This window comes from Tenacibaculum sp. AWR4_210, assembly GCF_056160945.1.
Window position 1 is genome coordinate 195,720 of sequence record NZ_JBSWYF010000003.1, and the last position, 19,298, is coordinate 215,017.

A 19,298-nucleotide genomic window follows, 5' to 3' on the forward strand; every position below is an offset into this window, starting at 1 on the left:
GAAAGCAAAAAACAGTTCCAATTTGTTTTCTTTCCTATTCTTATTTTTCTGTTCCTACATACCAACTTAACAGTTTTGTGTCCTGTTAGTTGTATATTCACGAAACTAATTTACTAAAAGTGAACTAGCCTGAATAATTTTCGTCGGAAATTCTGAGTAGCCCCACAACGGGCAATTAATCAAACATCTTGCTAACCAACCTTATTTCGGTTCATATTCTTTTCGAAAAACAAATTCAATGGGTTTGTTACTCACTTTCGCTCCATTATATTCAAACAACATTTCGTTTGTTGGGTACGCTCCTTTTTCTCCAAATAAGAATGAAATTGTATTTCGCTTTGTTAAGTCTCTATTTTTTAATTCCGCTATAAGTTCATCGAAAAAGTACTCAGCGTCGAGTAGGTCTTCTTTATATTCAATCAGTTTATTTAATTCCAAGTTATCAAACCACCAACTCTCCATAAAATCCTCATCGAAATCCCCTATCCCCGCATCTTTTGCGAATTTAGATTCAGAATTGTCGTCGTTCTCATAGTCAATATTTAGATAGTCTTCATACAGTTTATCTTCTGATTCAAAAGTTCCAATCCAAACGCAAATTACTTTTTTAGTCATCAATTTTTTTTTAAGGTATAACTACGGTTATACATTCACAAATATAGAACTTATCCCTATAAAATTTCTTGGGTAGCCACGAAAACAGTTTTATGAGTCAGAAAACCCTTCTTCCCAACGAATACGTATAAGATCGTTTAACAATTTTTGGGTACCATAAACACAGTACGGGACTTCTTTCTGGAGTTCCCTCATAAATTCAATAAAAGACCTCCATAACTAAGCACTTAGCCCCATCCGTTTGGCTATTTACATTTTAGGCGAAATGATCGGTATAAGCAATCGTACTAATTTTCAATTTTTTCAAATTCATTATAATTTTCAGAAAATTGATATTGAATGTACTTCGCAAAGTCTCCAGTTTTTAATTGTTTAACATCAGATCTTAAAAAAGGCTTAATATTTCTTTCTAACTCTTATTTCTAAGCTCCTAAACACCAACTTAACAAACTCATAACATGTTAGTTGCTAGTTCAAACACAATCTTTTAAGCTGAACTAGCACATAAAAAAACTCTTCTTAATCTTTAAATAAATTTAGTTCTTATTAGGATTTAAAATTCAACTGTTAATCATAAATTTGTGGGTTATTACCTTAACAATTAAATGTGTAATATAAGTTGCTTTCCACATCAATCATATTCTCTTGGACAATTATTCATCTCTAATGTTTTCTTCATTGATTAAAGAATTTCTCCTCTTTTTTTCAATATTCATTTTTAAGTTATCAGATAACCAGTTTACTTTTAAATTCAATAGTATTTAAGCGTCAAAATTAGCAAATTCAAACGCATTCAGGATACTTGAGAATGTTCGTTCGCAAACAAATTTCGACGGCGAATTTAAACGGTGTTACCTATTTTCATTTTCAATTCATCAATACTTAAAGTATCAATTGTTCTGTGTAACATTCTATGACAATTTGAACACACAAGTGCCAAATCTTTTAATTTAGTTTTTGTTTCACCATTTATTTCAGATAAGGGTATTCTGTGATGTGACTCAATAAATCCCTTTCCTAATTCCCCATAAGTTTCATAAAAGTCAAATCCACAAACCTCGCAATCCAATTTACCATACTTTTCAAAATATTGATCTTTCTTTCTTTGATTTAGTCCAAAATTTCTTTCTCTTAGTTTATGTAGTTTATAAATTACTTTTCCTTCTTTAGCAGTATAATCTTGATCATCTGATAATTCATAAAGTTTTTCGTTTATACTTTCATTAGAAACAGTGCTTTTTATTTGATTCGCGATAGATTTAAGTTCATCATTTTTCCCTTTAAACTCAAAGAATATTTCTCTATCTCTTTTACTATAACTTGACATTCCTTTTCCATTAAAATCAGGATCAATAGCCTTAAAATTACTGAGCTTTAATCCAACACCATTTGGATTCCTAAACTTAATATCTTCTTTTCTTTCTTTATGAATTGGAAGTTTATTTAGGATCTCAGATAATTCAATAACTTTGGGACTCTTACTTTCCATTTCCTTTGGTTCAATACTGCGATACAAATCAAGCGCAAGTATAATTTCATCTCTTTGCCATCTTGGTGGTCTCATACTTTTTATAATAGTGGTTAACTTATTTATAAATAACACATATCTTTTTAACCCAATTAAACATACCAGGTATACAAAAAATGTTATTTCCCAATTATTGATTGGTGCCAAATATACAGATATCGATCATCTTATAATTGCGGAAAACCTTACCAAAAGTATCGAAAAACTATAGTTTTGAACAGGCGTTAAACTGCTAAAACATCCCCTCTTAAATAAGCATTTCCCTCCTCCCTTTAAAAATGATGATGACCGATCTTTTCAGCAAATCCCAAACCGAACCTAACCCACTACGCATCACCCCACTAATCACGTCATTTTTCTCCACAAAACATTCCACACCTCGTTAATTTTATGTATTTTTATCCTACTAATTAAACGCATATGAAAACAGCTATGACACTTCCGAATACTCTGAAAAACCTGAGTATTCCCTTTGGCCTAATAGCCCTCGTTATTGGACTTACACAAACCTCTTTTTTTTCGCAGTACCCGAGTCAATTAGCACTAGGAATTAGTGTCGATTTACTCCTACTCATTCCAATACTCTATTTTTTTGCCATTCGAAAAACCGAAATTCCCAATATTACCGTTATACCTTTTACCGTCGCTAGCCTCCTACTAGGAAGCTATGCCTTGCCGGAACAACATCAGAGCTATCTGGAACTTTTTAAATCGTGGGGATTGCCCGTCATAGAGTTAATTGTCGTAGTTGTCATTTTAGGTAAGGTCCGACAAACCCTCCGTTCCTTTAAACAACATCAAGGAACTTCTATTGATTTCTACGACACCTTACAAAAGAGTTGTCAAGAAGTACTACCAAAACCAGTGGCCAACGTACTTGCGATGGAAATAGGTATCCTTTATTACGCTTTTGCTACTGGATTTACTAAAAAACTCAACGACAACGAGTTTAGTTCCTATAAAGAAACTGGAAGTATCGCCTTGTATTTGGTAGTACTCCTGATTATCGGTATTGAAACTTTTGTTTTACACGGTTATATGATCGAATGGAACTCGACCATTGCATGGATTATTACCATCGCCAGTTGTTATACTGGGATTCAATTTTTAGGCTATCTAAAATCACTTGTATTTAGTCCTACCACGTTAAGCGACACTGGACTTCATCTAAAATACGGTATGATGAGATCAACCTTTATACCCTACGATGCAATTGAAAATATTACACTGTTCAGTAAAGATTTAGAAGAAGACTCTCCTGTAAAGAAATTATCTATTCTGGGAAGTCTAGAGTCCCATACACTTCGCATTAGCTTGCGTACTGCAACTTCCTTGACCAGTCTTTACGGAATGCATTCAGAGTACAAAGAACTCGTTTTCCACATCGATAAACCGGGTGATTTTATCGAAGCGCTACAGAAAAAAATACATCAATTTACTTTAGAAAAATAATTAAAAAACCTTGAAAATTCTTAAAAAAGCACTTATCGTATTGGTGGTAACAGGTACCATTATGATACTTGGTATCCTCTATTTTTTTATTTCCAATAGCTATGTAATGCCATGGGAACACGACGAAGTACAAGCAATTACGCTGAAATGGGGAGGTTTAGCTCCTCTTCCGAATACTGTAAAACACAAAAGCTTTGAGAAAAAAGGGAGTATGTTTAGCCGACAATTTGTACTCTGCTTTGAATTTACCTCAGAAGACAAGTTGCAGCAATGGATACAACGCTCTAAAAGATTAAAAAACAACGTTCCTTCTGTGAATCAACAGATTAAAACCTACCGTATTTACCCCGGTGAGGAAAAATCATCAGGAGGTACAGTAACCATTGAGCAGAGACGAGTAAGGATTTCTATGAGTTGGAGCTAGCGCCATTGCAGTACACCGACATTAGGTAACCATTACCTTTCCTTACAGTTTTTTTTTAGTATTTGTGAATTACCAAGACTAAAAATTACAACTATGAAAACAACAATATTTTATGTACTTAGCTTCGTGAGTTTTATTGCTTTGAATGCTTGCAAACCAGAAATACAATTCAAAGAGAGTTCTTATACAAGCCCTTATGATTTCAATCAACAAATTGAAGATCAATTAGCACAGGATAGTTTAGCTTGGAAACATCAAATTGCCGCTGCCAAATACGCTTCTAAGGGTGCCTATCAGAAAGCTCTTTTGGCATGGGACAAAGCTTTTCCTAGGCGTCCTTTTGACTATACCCAAGAAGTTGTTGATTCATTGCAACAACACTTTAAAATTGCCAATGCTACGGAGCAACTGCTCAAAGAAGCAGCACAACACGATATACTCATCATCAATGAAGCTCATCACAATGCCTTGCATCGTAACTATACAAAACGACTCCTTAGCAAACTTAAGAAACTAGGCTATAAACATTTATTTTTAGAGGCTTTGACCAACGGTTCCAAAAAAGATAGTTTATTAGTGTCGCGAGGTTACCCAATACTAACCTCGGGCTGGTACTTAAAAGATCCTCAGTTCGGAAACCTGGTACGAGAAGCCCTCTCCTTAGGATTTAAGGTTTGGCCCTACGAACAAACGACGAATAAAAACGGCAAAGAACGAGAAATTGAACAGGCGAAGAACATACAGCGTATCCTCAAAAAATTCCCCAATGAAAAAGTAGTGATTCACTGTGGTTTTGACCACGTATTCGAAGGAGCCCACCGCAAATGGGAAATGGCTATGGCTGCCCGTTTAAAAGCATACACTGGTAGCGATCCGTTAACCGTACACCAAGTAGTTTACAGTGAACATGGAAATCCTAAGTTTAATCACCCCTTAGTAAAAAAATTCGCAAAAAACTCAGCGGCACTCCTAGTGGATAAGAGTACGCAAAAAGCCATACCGTACCGACGAAGAAATGCCTTTACTGACCTGGCAATCATCCACCCAAAAACAACCTATGTACACCAGCGTCCTTCTTGGTTGTTTTCTGACAAGTATCAAGCTATTCGCATTGAACACTCCAAAAGCCAACTCAGCTATCCCATACTGGTCCATGCGTTTTACAAAAATGAAATGGGCGCTCAGGCCATACCGGTTGATTTGATGGAAATTTCTAATGTCGACACCCCTTGCTTTTTAGCATTACCTAAAGGGACGTATACACTTGTATTATCCTCGGCCACATCGGTGAAAGAAACCACTATTACTGTTCCGTAGTTAATTGTTTGCGTTGTTCTAAAAGTTTTCTCGTTTCCTTTGCTTTCTGTTCTGAAACGGAATAATTCCTCATCAAGAACATGGCGATAAGGGTTCCTGCTATGGGGATGGCTGTAAAAAAGAAACGAAGGCCAGTTATCGCTTGTTCTGTCTGTTCAACAGCTCCAGAATTAAATCCTACAGAGCTCAGCAAAACACCGCTGAGACCTCCTGCAATTGCCAATCCAAACTTCACCATCCACCAATAAATAGCCCCAAAAATTCCTTCCCTTCGTTTGCCTGTTTTTAACTCATCCAAGTCAATGACATCGGCAGTCATGCTCATCATTAAGGTAAACAAACTACCTATTCCGAAGGAAAAAAGAGGAAGTGCGATGATAAATAAATAAGGCTTTCCAGGAACGAAGAGAAACCAAAATAGCAAATAACCAATCAAAGAAATCCCTTGAGAAATAAGAAACGCTTGTTTTTTACCATAAACTCGCGACATTTTGGTCACTATAGGGATCACCAAAAATGTAGTAGCCAAAGCCCCTAGTGAACCAAAAAGCGTTGGCCATATTCCGGCATCACCTGTACTTCCGGCAAATAGGTAATAAACGATAATGAAAAAAGAAAAACTTGCAACGGTATTAAAGGCATTAAAAATAAAAAAGGTAGCGAGGCATAATTTTCTAAAAGGAGCCGAGCCAAAGGCCTCTTTAAATCCATTAACTATTTCTGCAATGCTCGCTTTCAAATTGTGGTAAGTCAACGGAATATACTCTTCATCTACCGTACTATTGGAACGTATAAAAAATGCGGGAATCATTGCAAACACCATACAGGTTAGCCCTACCCAAACGGCCAACTCTCTAACGGCAATATCCGCAGATACAAACCATGTCTGATCGTACATTACCACCCAAAACCAAGGAGCTACTACCCATGCCCATTGGCCAATCCATTGCGCAATGGCCATGATCTGCGTACGTTCGTGAAAATCAGTGCTCATTTCATACCCCATGGCTACATAAGGAACGCTAAAAACCGTAATTCCAAAATAAAATACCAAAGACCACAGTAAGAAATATCCAAAATTGTACGATACTCCATTTACGCGATACAATTGCCACATTACTATAAATGACACTCCCATAATAATAGCTCCCAGTAAAACATATTGTCGTCTGCGTCCCCATCGAGATCGGGTATTGTCAGAGATAAACCCCATAATGGGATCGGTTATTGCGTCAAAAATTCTAGGAACGAGAAATAAAATTCCCCACATCCAACCGGGGAAACCCAAATCTTGGATAAGTACTACCACAAAAATGCCCAATACAGCAGGAAACATTTGATTTGCGAGCATTCCTATTCCGAAGGCTACTTTTTCAGTATATGTAACTTTATGACTCATAGCGCTGGTTCGTTTTAATGACAATAGTTTGCAAAGCGTTTTTTGATATCCTGATAACTTGTTCCACTCCGGCTACTTTCAATTGAAATACCTTACTGGTTTGGCTTGGATTAAACACGACCACAGCGAGAGAAGTATCTGGATTCCTAACTGCTGTAACTAACAAATCCGAATCTTGATGTTCCCAATGAATTCGCTTGGCTCCAGGTCGAATAAACTTGCTAAAATGCACCATGATATTGTACAGCGGTGTATAGTACACTTCTCCAGCTTCTGTATCGACGATTACCGGAGCCACACACCAATTCTTAAACCAATTAGGGCCTCCTTGTTTGTTGAGTACCATATTCCAATCAACCCAACCATCAACCCAATTATTTAAACATCCGATGATATCTCTGGCATAACGGTGCACAGGGCTGTATTTTGGATGCCATTCTTTTTGATCTTCTGGAGCCCAATCCCATCCCCAATCAGTTGCTTCTTTCTTCCAGTACCAAGCATCATCTCTCCAATGAGGAACTTCAGAATCGACGCAAGCTTCTGTTTGGATCAAGTATTTATCTGGTGCCTTAACATGCGCTCTTTGCAAGGACTTTTCAAATACTTTAAAAGTACTTTCATACCAATGAATTGCTGTACCGGAAAAGTATTTCGCATTTTCTTGATTCGCATACATGCTTTGAGTCCATTCATCCAATCCCGCTCTGTTTTGATCATATCCCAAAATTTTAATGTGATTCCAACCAGATTTTTCCAGCGTCGGACCTAAGACATCACGAACAAAAGAGGTCATTTCATCAGGACTAAAGTGCATACTCTCCCAATTATTCCCATTGCCATGTGGTTCGTTGACCACCGTTAGCCCCCAAATATCTATTCCTTTCTTTTTGTAGGCATCCAAGTACTTTACAAAGAGTTGTGCATAGGATTCTTGGTACTCATCGCGTAACTTACCCCCTACATAGCTGTTATTATCTTTCATCCAAGGTGGTGCTGTCCAAGGAGATGCTATAATTTTAAAACCAGTTTCTGAACTATTTTGTGCATCCAAAATCAGCGGAATCAAATCGTTTAAATCTTCTTTGATACTGAAATGGTCCAGATGCTTATCACCAGCAATGGCAGCATAGCTATAATTGGTTAACGAAAAGTCACAAGACCCCATATGCGTTCTCGTCAAAGAATATTGGGCTCCCTCACTTCCGAAATACGCATTTAGTACCTCTTGCCTTTTATCATCTGAAAGTGCGCCTAAAACTTGTGCCGTAGCTTCTGTAAAAGAACCTCCAATTCCCGTTATCGTTTGATACTCTACTGTTGTATCTAATGTTAACTGAATCTCATACTCCTTGGAGGCAACGGTTTGCACCTGTGTTAATGAATGTCCTCCTGCAGAGGTTTCATACACTGTAACAACGCGTTGCTTCGGTTTGTTGCAAGCAACAAATCCAATCACTGCAAAGCAAAACACCAGCTGGATATATTTTTTCACTGCCATCATTTCGTATACCATTTTTTAAGCGTAAAAAAAACTTCTTTTTTTCTTCTATCGATATCCACAATGCCCCAGAACTCCTCATTAGGAGCACCGTCATAGGGAACTCCGCTACTATTCGGAGCCCAGCCTCCTCGGTCTTGTTTATCCACATTTCCAGCCTTCCACCAGCCATCGGTAAACGAAAAAAGGGTAAGCCCAATACACGGTTGTTTTGCTTCTAATATCGCTCGTAAAATTTTATCAGTGGCGTCGGCTTGAGCTCGCTCGTTAACACCGGCTTCGTACTGGGCATTTGCTACCGTCATAAAACTATCAGCGCCTGCTTCAGAGATATACATGGGTTTATTACTAATCCCTTGCCATTCTTCTAAAATACTGCTTGGATTATCCCAGCGATATACGTTCATTCCCCAAATATCCACCGCTTCGCACAAATCAACCACTTGCTTGCTAGGTAAATCTCCATGTGCAGTGGCTACGGGACGATTAGGATCTATGTTGTGAATTTCGAGAGCGGCAGTATTCAATGCTCGATACCAATTCTCTAGCGCATTATCAAACCACTCAGGATGGTAGTTATACTCATTTCCCAGCTCCCAAAATAGAATTGCTTTGTGCGATTTAAATTTGGCTATGTACTCTTTATAAGTACCAGAAGCTATGTCATACTTACCATTTTGTCGATAACCAAACCCCATAATAACCTTAATACCACGGGCATGTAAGGTATCGAGCACCGCCATATCCCCTATGGGCTCATATACTCGAATGGTATTGATCCCTGCCTCTTTCATTAAGGCGATGTCTTGTTCGAGGGTTTCAAAACTTCGAATATTCGTACTTCCTTTGGGTACAGGATGATAGCAAACTCCTCTCACTTGATATGCAGTAGTTCCAATATACAATTGCCCTCCACTCACAGTGACTTTCAGTCCGTCTGAAACCGACGGTTTGCAAGCCATACAAAGCATTAATACTATCCATATCCACAGAGCATTTCTATTCATGATTCGACATTATTTTTAATTCCGTTCTCACTACCGGAGGGACCACCTGACTCAATAAGGTGGCTCTATTTCCTCCATATGTTTTCTCTAATAATTTTCCATTTCGCGACTGCAATGCTGGCCCTACGTTATCCGCCCAGTCCCACAATGCGAATTTCACTTTTCCTTCTTTTGTAAAAAGTCCAAAATAATTCTCAGATCCCAGGGTATTTTCAGCATCCTTCCAGGGTTCATCAAATGCTTCAAAATAAAAGCAACTAATACCCTCCTGTTGCGTCCATGCCCTCATATTTCTGTAATACAATCCGGCCTTATATTCATCCGTCGCTTGTGAACCTCTTGGGCCGTACAGACCATTTGATTGGCTAGACCAGCCCGTTTCACCGATGTGCACTAATTTCTTTATCCCTAAACTCTTCACGTATTTTACGACATTGGCATATTGATATTTAGCATAATTTGTAGCTCTATCCATAACTACTTCGAGTTGTTCTTCTTTGTTCAAACTTTGTTCACTAGGCATTACCCCCCAAAAATCAGGTTTGTAATGCGTGTCATGCATGGGATAGGTATGAAGGGAAATAAAATCGACAGTAGCTATTAATTTTTCCAATGCTTCTGTGTGGTATTCACTACTTCCTCCACCCCATGAAGCATAGTTATCACTACTCGTAATCCAAAGGTCCGATGACAAAACGCCTTGACGTTTTTTTTCCTGTAAAAACTGCACCCATTTCAGCACTATCTCAGGACTCACATAATACGAAGTTGCCCACTTCACCATAGACTCATTCCCCACAGAAACCACCTTAACTATATCCGAATAGTCTTTAGCTAGCCTCATGGCTTCCAATATTTCTTGAGCGTTTCGGTCACTTTCCATATGGTGTATTGGCGTTTTCGATGTCCAAGCATTTTTACAATCTATCCAAGCACCGAGCATAACGTACATTTCAAACTCTTGCTCTTCTTCTTTTAATTCTCGAATCGCTTTCAATACATTAGCAGCATGTGGCAGGTGCACATTATAGGTTCTGAGTAAACGAATACCAACAGCCTGTAACAATTTTAAATCTTCTTTTATCTCTGCAATTGTGGGTTGGACTGTCCTTGAATTCATCCGATACCCTCCATAACAAATAGCCGGATACTTTGGATTCCCTAGAATTTCAGCTGCAACTGCGCCTCGCGAAGCAGTGTCAACAGTCGCATTTTTACAACTCCCTACACAACAAAACAGCAAACAGAACAACAACCACCTCATATACTTAGAATTACAGGTTGATCGGTAATTTTACAACGATCATTTTCAACACGTTTGTTCTGCCAAAAACCTCCTTGCTCAACTCCTTATTCAAATGCAGCGCACCTATGGTTACGTTACGACCATCCGTGTAATACAGTTCTATTGCTTCTTCACTGTCTAGCTGATAAATAATGGGTAACTGACACAAGGTAAAAGCAAAACTCTTCGGTTCTAACAAAACGGTAATCGCTTCACCCAATACATTATAACATTGAAACTTTTTAGGCGCCGTCAAAAACGCACTTTTAGTAACTCGCTTAGAATCAAAATGCAGTACTCCTTCATGAATACGAATTCCAAATTCACCGAATCTCGTTAAAATATCTTCTTTTACTTGTCCCGTCATACCAGGTTGTTGTGCTCCTTTATTCGCCGGTGTATGAGAATAAGGATCTGTAGGGAATGCCCCATATAATTTTGGTGATTTATGCACCCCTATCCCTTCAATAACGTCATCGTAAGCAGTCAACAAATCTTCAGAAGTTTCGCTCCTTCCATCCTGTAATACACTGTATTCCGCAACTTCTTGTACTGCCAATGCCAACTTTGATACCATATGCCAATAAATGGACCCTAATCCTTCATAGCCAAAAAAAGTCCCAGAGCGTCCTGTAAAAAACTTGTGTTGAAAAACTAGCTCATATACTGATAGTACCTCAGCCATCGCTTTGCTAGCAACTTTTTCCTGTTTAGCTTTGAGCATATGCTGCAGGTCATCGGCATTTTTAATACTTCCGTTAAAATGATACTGTCCGTATAAATCTTTCTGAATAATCCCTGTGCTATTGTCCTGTACCAAAGCTGCGAGTACTTTAGACCCTTCAACCTTAGAGGTCGGTATGCAATTGCGTTGCATAAACCCTTTTAAATACTTGTTTGGATATAGTAGGTAACTATTTTGGTCTTTTCGATACAAACGACTGACTTTTAATATTTTTACTAGTGCCAAAGATTCTTTAGCCGACAATATGCCAGCACTGAGCGCCGCAACTTGTCCTTCTAACATTTCATCGAGACGTTCAATTTTTACCGCATCATTCTGAGTGAGTGTCATGAGGTTGTAAGAATGAAATAATCCATCGTTACGACGATTATTACGCAGAGAATGTTTCGTATAATCTGCTATCAAGTCAAAGAATTCTACAACTATAACCTTTGTTATTTTTGACTTTCTACCTGAAAAAGAACGGTCGTAAATCACAGTTCTAAAAGCTGTTACCGCATTTCCCATAGCGTCGAGAAATTGCTTTCGTTTTATATCATCAAATCCTGAAGTTAATACGGGATGAAAATGAAGCAAGCCTCGATTTACCGTTTCAAAATAGGTCACGAATTCTTCTGATATCGGAATTTCAGTTCCATTCCATTGCTTGATAATTTTAGACACAAACACGACAAAACGATGTAAATACGCGAGGGTTACCACTGATACGCCATTCCCAACCAACGCATTGTTTGCATCATTCCACTCAGGGCGCTGAGTATTCATCCAAATACCCGCATCCGGAATGAAATTGCTAATTTTAGCTAAGGTTGTCGCAAGTATTTTCTCGATAAAATTAGCTTTGACTATAAAGTTAATCTCACTGCGCAACAAGGCACCATCAGCTCCGTGTTCAGTTCTACTAGCTCTAATCTGTTTATCAGCAAGGACATCGAATTCTATGCTGTCTTTTGGATTGTTCAAAACGGTTTGATATTCCTTTATTTTATAAGGAACATTTGCGTATACAAATACCTCTTCTTCAAACAACTTTTCTAGCTCTCCAGGAAAATACTTTTCTTGGGCCTCTAAGAGTTTTAACAAGTATACAATTTGATGATCTCCCCAATACCCGATATAACTCCATGGATCCTCAGGTTCAATCGTTTCCCAATCAAAGCCATCTTTGGTTACTCGATAAGGATTGTATCCGTCAAAAGTACTGGCATTTAAAAACTTGTGGATCATTCCTTCCAAAAAATCAGGAAAGGAAAACGCAAGAGCCTCCCAATTCTGAAATATATCTCTCCAATTTCCTTCGTAATCAAGTTTTTTACTCCCATCCTCTCGTTTAGTATTAATCGAAAATTTATTCCAAGGCCTGCTGGGATCACCATGACGTCGGCTAAACCTAATCGGTAAATACTCCAAACAAAGTCGTCTGAAATTTTTATCTGTGCTAGCCCAGGCCAGTGTTCTCAACTCTTTTAACGTAATCGTAGTCGCTAAGGAATTCAATAAGGATTCTTGAGTAAAAGCCACCTTCTTATTTGCCTTAGCGATGTAGGTTTTAAAATCATCAGTTTCTATGCTGTAATTGAAATCAAAAATTCCTCCTCGCATGCAATTGAACAGCGTATTGGCGAAGTGCCTCGTATCTCTGAGTTCGTCTTGTGTACATTGCAAGCCATCAGCCGAAGCATTTAGGACTGTCAACGCGTCGCGAGTTTTGGCAATATCGTCATGCAATGTTTCCTGCAGATTATCGGAGGTTAAAACCAAATGATTCAGTCCTACAATTTGTGCATGGTCAAGATTTACGTCGGCTACAATACACCATTCCTTAGCGGTACCCGCCGTTAAAACTAGGCGTTCGTACACAAAATACGCTCCTTTTTCTGCCTTAACATCCATTTCCTGTACTAGAGGGTAGCCTGTCCTAAAACTCTCTAGCTGCAAACTTGATAATAAATGCAAGCCTTGCTTCATTCCTACCGACCATACTACATTTGCCTTTAAAGCTTCACTAGGTTCGGCTCTATCTACAATAATTGCACTTAAGGCAAATACCCCAATTCCCGTTGCGGCCATTAACTCTGATCTTTTATAAGCATCAACTAAATTACTGCTCGCACGTTGCAAGTCGTTACCTACGCCAAAAGGGAGTACATTCTGAACACCATCTAGGATTTCTACATGCTTATCGTATTCACTTAAATTAATTAACTCACACGACCTTACAAATCCAAATCGTTCAGAACAGGTCCACTCGTAACGAAAGGCCAAGCCAACATCATTATTAATTTCCTCAAAAAGAACTTTTGTTCCTGTTTCATTTTTATACAAATTCCTCACGGTCGCATAAGCCCCTACCATCCTGTCCGAAAAAGGTTCCCACAGCCGTATCTTTCCATCCACTTCAACACGAACGAGTGTTTTACTTCCAGTATTTTCGAAATTGGCTGCTATTTTATCGTCAGTATCGTACGGAAACAGTGCAAATTCAGCATTCTGTCGTCCGGCTGTGAGTCCTCCAGTACTCGAAATAAACAACCAGTGATTTGAAGGACTTACAATACTCATAAAAAAGGGACGCATCAAATTTACATTGGCTATTTTATAATACCCTTCATTTTTTAGCAAAACACGAATTCCTTTTACTTCCTTTTGTATAGCTTTTTGCATGTTATCTATACTGTATATGTATTGATTATTATTCATAAGCGTAGCATTACTCGCAGGTAATTTTTTGAGAGCATATCGTAAAGAGGGGACCTAATTCAAACCAAATAATTCATAATTAATCCCCCCTTTCATTCTGCTCTATTGGTAAACTTTTACATAATCTATTTCCATGGTTGCTTGGCTAAAAGTAGCATCGATAGTACCACCAAGCGTTCCGCCCATTGCCACATTGAGGATCAAAAAGAAATCTGAGTTAAACGGTAAATTGGCATTGTTCGCTAGTTCGTAAAACTGAACATCATCCAAATAAATTTTTATCGTTTGGGCGGTCCATTCTAAGGTGTATTTATGAAAATCACTTGTTGCATTGGCTATGGCCGTAGTTCTACTAAAATCTGCTTTAACATTATTTGCCGTATCAAACCAATGGCAAGTTCCTAAAACACTATTTTTTGCTGCTCCCGTTTGTTCCATAATATCAATTTCGCCACAGCGCGGCCAACCAACGGTTGGGAAATTTGCTCCTAGCATCCAAATTGCAGGCCAGGTTCCTGCCCCTGCAGGCAATTTTGCACGTACCTCGACGCGACCATAGGTAAAATTGTACAATCCTTGAGTTTTTAACCTTGCAGAAGTATATTGACTACCTGAGAAATTTTCTTTTTTCGCAGTAATCACCAAATTTCCATTTTCCACTTTTACATTATCAGCTCTATCCGTATAGTATTGTACCTCGTTATTTCCCCAGCCGTTAGTCCCAGTTCCAGTATCGTAGGTCCATTTAGTTGCGTCAGGAGCTCCTGGGGTATTAAATTGGTCTTCCCAAACTAGCGTATTGTAGGTATACGAAGGACCTTTCACTGGCTTGGTTGATGTAAACTTATGATACCAAGCAAAACCATTCCCTTTTTGAATGATACGTACAATCAACTCTGTTGCGCTCACTGAAATAATATCGTACTTACTGGCTCCTACAAACCAACCCATAAATCCACCATCCGAGAGTTCAAAAGATGTCTTTCGATATGGATTCCCGTTATAAGTTCCCTGCAAGGCTGCCTTTGAATTCGAAGGGGTAAAGGTTACGTTTTTTACGCCAAACATCGTAGTTGCTACAGTTTGATCATGACAGGTATCACTGGTAACCCCGAGCACCGAAGCATAGGCTCCTGGTACAAATGCAGGTCCTACCGTCTGTTCAAAAGTAATCCCAGTAGCCGTTCTGGTGAACACGAATTCATTGTCATACATACACGATTTTTCTGTATCCCAAGGCTGTATTGCATTCCACCAAGCCTCATAGGCAAACTCTCCATTTCCATAATCATCCGTTACGGGGCCTAGGCCTACGTGAAGTTTCTTATCTGCTTGCCAGTACCACTTTTTTTGATCTCCCACATTGGGGCCACTTAAAAAATTCTCTGCCTCTACGTCTGAGAAAGAACTGAATACTTCCAAGGTAACTGTTTTGATAGACTTCGTTCCACCAGCACCTATGGCATTAATCACCGCGGTGTATTTATGTACCCCCGTTTTGGAATAAACATGGGTTACCTGACCGTTTGGGATACTCTTTGAGGTCCCATCTCCAAAATTTATACTGTAACTCAATGCGTTGGATGCAACGATGCTAAATTTCACTTTACCAGAACCATCTCCATTGGGGTTTGCCCCATCTTTACCTATGATTTCAGTAGTAATTTGAATGGCACTTGGTGCTATAATCTCACCAAATTCATATTCGTTGTCTTGACATTGATTAAACAGTAGAAGCACCAACAACTGTATGCTTATCAATTTTATGTATGTGCTAATTTTCTTCATGTTGCTGCTGTTAAAATTGTGTAATATCATCTATGTAAATGGTGTAGTTCCCAGAACCATCACCTTGTGTTCCATTATCCATAATCATAACGAGGTTATAGAACGACACCGAAGTACTAATTCCAGAAAAATCAAAGGTTAGTTCTTCCCATGCATTCGCTGTTGTAGTCGTAGCGGTCACTTCTGCTGATGCTGTTACATTGGGCCAAGGGACGTCGTCTTCAAACTTCATTAATAAGTTCAATCCAGCTCTTGGCGACCAAACTTTCAGTTTTACCTTCGTTTGTCCTACAAATGAGAATTTTTCAGGTACCGTGATTTTTGATCCGGCCCACGGTTGTCCTGCATTTTTAATCATTTTAGCAACCATGGCAGAAGTATTTCCTGTAGTATTCGGATTGGCAACCACCGAAATCTCTCCTCCATCGAAACCACTTAAACTAAATTTAGGTTCAAAATTTAAACTAGGTGTGGTAGCTATATCATCGACGTAGATGGTGTAATTTGCCGAACCATCACCTTGGGTTCCGTTATCCATAATCATCACCAAGTTGTAGAAATCAATACTCGATGAAATCCCTGTAAAATCAAACGTCAATTCTTCCCAAGCATTCGCGACGGTCGTAGTAGCGGTGACTTCCGCTGATGCCGTCACATTGGGCCAAGGGACATTATCTTCAAACTTCATCAAAAGCTTTAGTCCTGCTCTAGGCGACCAGACTTTTGCTTTGACCACAGGGTTTGTAAAATTAAACGGTGTATCCAGTGTAATTTTAGATCCTGCCCATGGCTGTCCTGCATTTTTAATCAGTCTCGCTACCATAGATGAGGAGTTTCCAGTCGTATTCGGATTAGCAACCACTGCAATATCTCCACCGTCAAAACTGCTCAAGCTATAACCAGTTTCAAAATTGATAGGAGTTACATTGTTAGGCACGGCTGGTGTTTTCCAAAAATAGATATTATCGATAAAAACGGTTCCAGACGCCCATGGAGTTCCCACAAATTTCAATTGCAAAATTTCATTGACACTAAGCCCCTGCGCGGTATACTCAGAGATTGGTATGTCTAAACTTACCCAAGCGTCTTTAGTTAAATCTTTAGTCACAGGCTTCTCTGTTGTTGCCGAAGGTGTTGCCGAGGTCACATTGATCAAAGAGGTTTCTAATTTATCTACGTCAGCAGTCCAAACATCAAGGTGTAAAAACTCCATTCCTGAAACATCTTGACGACTACCGAACTGAATTCCTTGATAGCTCAGATTTATGTACTGCAACATTTTATCACCATTCAGATCAAACTCCTTCCACGAACTACCTTGGCCACCTTGTCCCCAATCGGGAAAAGTATTGGTCCCTGATACATCGGTGTAAACACTTGAATAAATACTAATGACATCCGCTGCATTTCTCGACGGAGGTGTCGGAGCTGAAGCTATAGGCTGAACGATTGCCGTTACGTCGAATTCCTGAGTAAATTCCGTAGTGGCAATCGCCGCCCCTTTAGCTACTACCCTAACATTATATTTTCCTGCATTTTGATATTGATACTTTACTGTTTCGCCTATGTTTGCAGTGGCTACAGGCTGATTAACACCTGTTTCACCCGAGTAAAATTCAAACATCGTAGCAAAGTCGGCAGTTGCCGTAATATTTAACTGTTTCGAAACTGCCTGATCATTTTCTAAGGTTACCTTTAGATTTTGTGGCGCCTTAAATGAAACGATTAAATCTTGCTCTTTTTCGGCTTTATCTCCTTTGACATTGAAGGCCTCTATTTTCACTTTATAGTTACCTTCAGCATAGGTATGTTGTACGTTTTTACCTGCTTCCACTGTTGCTGGTTGTGCAGTAGCATCACCAAAATACACTTTAAAACTATCGGCTCCTTCCGCTGTGGGCGTAATGGTTACCAGTCCAGTATTATCTTGAGTAATATCATACACTGCAGCCACATTTGTCGGAACGGGAATGCTATTGAGTAAATCTAGTTCATCTATATCAGTACACGCACTAATTACAATTAACACGGTAAAAATTCTGTATAATAATTTTATTTTTCTCATACGATCCGTTTTTAATAGCCTTGATTTTGTTGCCAATTTCCTTTTGAAAATTGAATTTCCTCTATAGGGATAGGGAATAGTTCGTTCTTGTTAGGTGTAAAACCGGAGATTACAGTTCCATTTCCGGTACGCACTAAATCAAAAAATCGATGTCCTTCCCCTACTAATTCCAAGCGTCGTTCCTCTAAAATCGACCTCGTTAAATTCGTTCCTGTAGTTGTGATATCGTGATTTGTATTTCCAAAAGCTCTTCTTCTCACTCTATTGAGGTACTGCTGTGCTCTGACATCACTAATATTCCCTCGGTTTAGAGCTTCAGCGGCCATTAAAAGAACATCAGCAAATCGGATAGCTCTGTAATTGTTAGGATTGGTCAGATTTGCATCACCTGTATTTAAATCACCTTTACGCGCAATGTACTTTCTGTTAAAGTATCCGGTATGTTCGTAACCCGTTCCGTAAGTTGCTCCTGTTTGAGCCGCCCACGCTACTATGTCCAAAATGGCTACATCCCTTCGATTATCTCCTGCTTCGAAGGCATCGTACACTGCTTTTACAGGCACGTTAAAACTAAATCCTGCATCAAAAGTAGGTCCGCTGTAATTGCGAATACCGTTAAAGCCAACGGCTACATTTCCTTCACTACATTGCAAACAATCAAATCCGGCACCTTCTGCATCTGAGTACTGCACTTCAAAAACAGACTCAATTCCATTTTCTCCGTTGTGCTCAAAAATGGTTGAATAATCCGTAACGAGATTGTACGGTCCGTTGACTATAAGATTCTCCAAAACGTTGGCTGCTTCCGAAAACTTGTTTTGATACAAATACGCTTTCCCCAGTAAGGCTTGAGCCGCACCTTTCGTGGCTCTTCCTACCTGTGGAGCGGTATAGGCTAAGTTGGCTATTGCAAATTGTAAGTCCGACTCTATACTCGCATATACTTCTGCCACCGTTGCACGTGGTATGGTTTGTTCGTCCCCTACCTGAAAACGACGGTCTCCTTTTAGCGGTATGCCTCCAAACCATTTCACCAATTCAAAATGGTAATAGGCCCTCAGGAATCTGGTCTCCGCTATGATTACATTTTTACCTGGAAAATCTGTTTTATCTTTAAATTCCAATATGTAATTCGCCCTGTTGACCCCTGCAAACATCCAACTCCAAATATCTTTGAGATTACTATTTACCGAATTGTGAATCATATCGTCAATTTGTTGAAAACCGATGACGTCTGTAGCGCTTTCGCCGCCACACAAGGTATTATCCGAAGCTATTTCTCCCAACATGGCATTCACATAAGTCGCTTGCAGCAAATCATAGGCACCGATTAGGGCTTTGTAATAATCGTCCTCAGAATTAAAGTAATTTTCTGAGTCAATTTCATAAGTTTTTGCCTCATCTAAGAAATCTTCTTGACAGGCTAAAAATGTGAGCCCAACAAAGGACAATAAAATGCACATTTTATAGGT

Annotated in this window: 13 protein-coding genes; 3 read left to right on the forward strand and 10 right to left on the reverse strand. The window is 39.0% G+C overall.

Annotated features, from left to right (window positions below; all coding sequences use genetic code 11):
* Positions 1–201 precede the first annotated feature (201 nt).
* Both ACXAG7_RS06810 and ACXAG7_RS06815 read right to left on the reverse strand, forming a co-directional pair.
* Positions 202–615, reverse strand: coding sequence for an immunity 22 family protein (locus tag ACXAG7_RS06810; protein ID WP_476666414.1), 414 nt, complete (start codon positions 613–615; stop codon positions 202–204).
* An 841-nt stretch (positions 616–1,456) separates the two neighbouring features.
* Positions 1,457–2,179 (reverse strand): HNH endonuclease, encoded by a 723-nt coding sequence (locus ACXAG7_RS06815; RefSeq protein ID WP_408043355.1) that lies wholly within the window; start codon positions 2,177–2,179, stop codon positions 1,457–1,459.
* 384 nt (positions 2,180–2,563) lie between these two features.
* Between ACXAG7_RS06815 and ACXAG7_RS06820 the strand changes: the two genes are divergently transcribed.
* The 3 genes from ACXAG7_RS06820 to ACXAG7_RS06830 all read left to right on the forward strand — a co-directional run bounded on the left by ACXAG7_RS06820 (position 2,564) and on the right by ACXAG7_RS06830 (position 5,336).
* Positions 2,564–3,595 (forward strand): hypothetical protein, encoded by a 1,032-nt coding sequence (locus ACXAG7_RS06820; protein ID WP_476666415.1) that lies wholly within the window; start codon positions 2,564–2,566, stop codon positions 3,593–3,595.
* Between the two features lie 10 nt (positions 3,596–3,605).
* Positions 3,606–4,019, forward strand: coding sequence for a hypothetical protein (locus tag ACXAG7_RS06825; protein WP_476666416.1), 414 nt, complete (start codon positions 3,606–3,608; stop codon positions 4,017–4,019).
* Positions 4,020–4,112: 93 nt separating this feature from the next.
* Positions 4,113–5,336 (forward strand): hypothetical protein, encoded by a 1,224-nt coding sequence (locus ACXAG7_RS06830; RefSeq protein ID WP_476666417.1) that lies wholly within the window; start codon positions 4,113–4,115, stop codon positions 5,334–5,336.
* Here the strand turns inward: ACXAG7_RS06830 and ACXAG7_RS06835 are convergent.
* The 8 genes from ACXAG7_RS06835 to ACXAG7_RS06870 form a co-directional block, all read right to left on the reverse strand.
* Positions 5,323–6,735, reverse strand: a complete 1,413-nt coding sequence (locus tag ACXAG7_RS06835) for an MFS transporter (RefSeq protein WP_408043351.1) — start codon at positions 6,733–6,735, stop codon at positions 5,323–5,325. The two genes, ACXAG7_RS06830 and ACXAG7_RS06835, sit on opposite strands and share 14 nt — an antisense overlap.
* Entirely contained in the window at positions 6,725–8,239 is a 1,515-nt protein-coding gene (locus ACXAG7_RS06840; RefSeq protein WP_476666418.1) for a glycoside hydrolase family 30 protein, read from the reverse strand. The genes ACXAG7_RS06835 and ACXAG7_RS06840 overlap by 11 nt, the downstream gene beginning before the upstream one ends.
* A complete protein-coding gene (locus ACXAG7_RS06845; RefSeq protein ID WP_476666419.1) occupies positions 8,236–9,243 on the reverse strand; it encodes a glycoside hydrolase family 2 TIM barrel-domain containing protein in 1,008 nt (335 codons plus the stop codon). Before ACXAG7_RS06845 ends, ACXAG7_RS06840 begins: the two co-directional genes overlap by 4 nt.
* Positions 9,236–10,507 carry a glycoside hydrolase family 17 protein gene (locus tag ACXAG7_RS06850; protein WP_476666420.1) on the reverse strand — a complete coding sequence of 424 codons (1,272 nt, stop codon included), beginning with the start codon at positions 10,505–10,507 and terminating at the stop codon, positions 9,236–9,238. Before ACXAG7_RS06850 ends, ACXAG7_RS06845 begins: the two co-directional genes overlap by 8 nt.
* A gap of 10 nt (positions 10,508–10,517) precedes the next feature.
* Positions 10,518–13,973, reverse strand: coding sequence for a hypothetical protein (locus ACXAG7_RS06855; RefSeq protein ID WP_476666421.1), 3,456 nt, complete (start codon positions 13,971–13,973; stop codon positions 10,518–10,520).
* Positions 13,974–14,075: 102 nt separating this feature from the next.
* The gene (locus tag ACXAG7_RS06860) at positions 14,076–15,761 is read right to left on the reverse strand and encodes a family 16 glycosylhydrolase (RefSeq protein ID WP_476666422.1); all 1,686 of its coding nucleotides are present in this window, start codon (positions 15,759–15,761) and stop codon (positions 14,076–14,078) included.
* 10 nt (positions 15,762–15,771) lie between these two features.
* Positions 15,772–17,826 (reverse strand): PKD domain-containing protein, encoded by a 2,055-nt coding sequence (locus ACXAG7_RS06865; protein WP_476666423.1) that lies wholly within the window; start codon positions 17,824–17,826, stop codon positions 15,772–15,774.
* Positions 17,827–17,837: 11 nt separating this feature from the next.
* On the reverse strand, positions 17,838–19,289 hold the full coding sequence (locus ACXAG7_RS06870; RefSeq protein WP_408043463.1) for a RagB/SusD family nutrient uptake outer membrane protein: 1,452 nt from the start codon (positions 19,287–19,289) through the stop codon (positions 17,838–17,840).
* Between the last annotated feature and the right edge of the window lie 9 nt (positions 19,290–19,298).

Bases quoted from the DNA above. Each gene is read 5' to 3' on its own strand.
- ACXAG7_RS06855 (WP_476666421.1), bottom strand. From the start codon at position 13,973: ATGAATAATAATCAATACATATACAGTATAGATAACATGCAAAAAGCT.
- ACXAG7_RS06870 (WP_408043463.1), bottom strand. From the start codon at position 19,289: ATGTGCATTTTATTGTCCTTTGTTGGGCTCACATTTTTAGCCTGTCAA.
- ACXAG7_RS06845 (WP_476666419.1), bottom strand. From the start codon at position 9,243: ATGAATAGAAATGCTCTGTGGATATGGATAGTATTAATGCTTTGTATG.
- ACXAG7_RS06820 (WP_476666415.1), top strand. From the start codon at position 2,564: ATGAAAACAGCTATGACACTTCCGAATACTCTGAAAAACCTGAGTATT.
- ACXAG7_RS06830 (WP_476666417.1), top strand. From the start codon at position 4,113: ATGAAAACAACAATATTTTATGTACTTAGCTTCGTGAGTTTTATTGCT.
- ACXAG7_RS06840 (WP_476666418.1), bottom strand. From the start codon at position 8,239: ATGATGGCAGTGAAAAAATATATCCAGCTGGTGTTTTGCTTTGCAGTG.
- ACXAG7_RS06815 (WP_408043355.1), bottom strand. From the start codon at position 2,179: ATGAGACCACCAAGATGGCAAAGAGATGAAATTATACTTGCGCTTGAT.
- ACXAG7_RS06865 (WP_476666423.1), bottom strand. From the start codon at position 17,826: ATGAGAAAAATAAAATTATTATACAGAATTTTTACCGTGTTAATTGTA.
- ACXAG7_RS06850 (WP_476666420.1), bottom strand. From the start codon at position 10,507: ATGAGGTGGTTGTTGTTCTGTTTGCTGTTTTGTTGTGTAGGGAGTTGT.
- ACXAG7_RS06860 (WP_476666422.1), bottom strand. From the start codon at position 15,761: ATGAAGAAAATTAGCACATACATAAAATTGATAAGCATACAGTTGTTG.
- ACXAG7_RS06835 (WP_408043351.1), bottom strand. From the start codon at position 6,735: ATGAGTCATAAAGTTACATATACTGAAAAAGTAGCCTTCGGAATAGGA.
- ACXAG7_RS06810 (WP_476666414.1), bottom strand. From the start codon at position 615: ATGACTAAAAAAGTAATTTGCGTTTGGATTGGAACTTTTGAATCAGAA.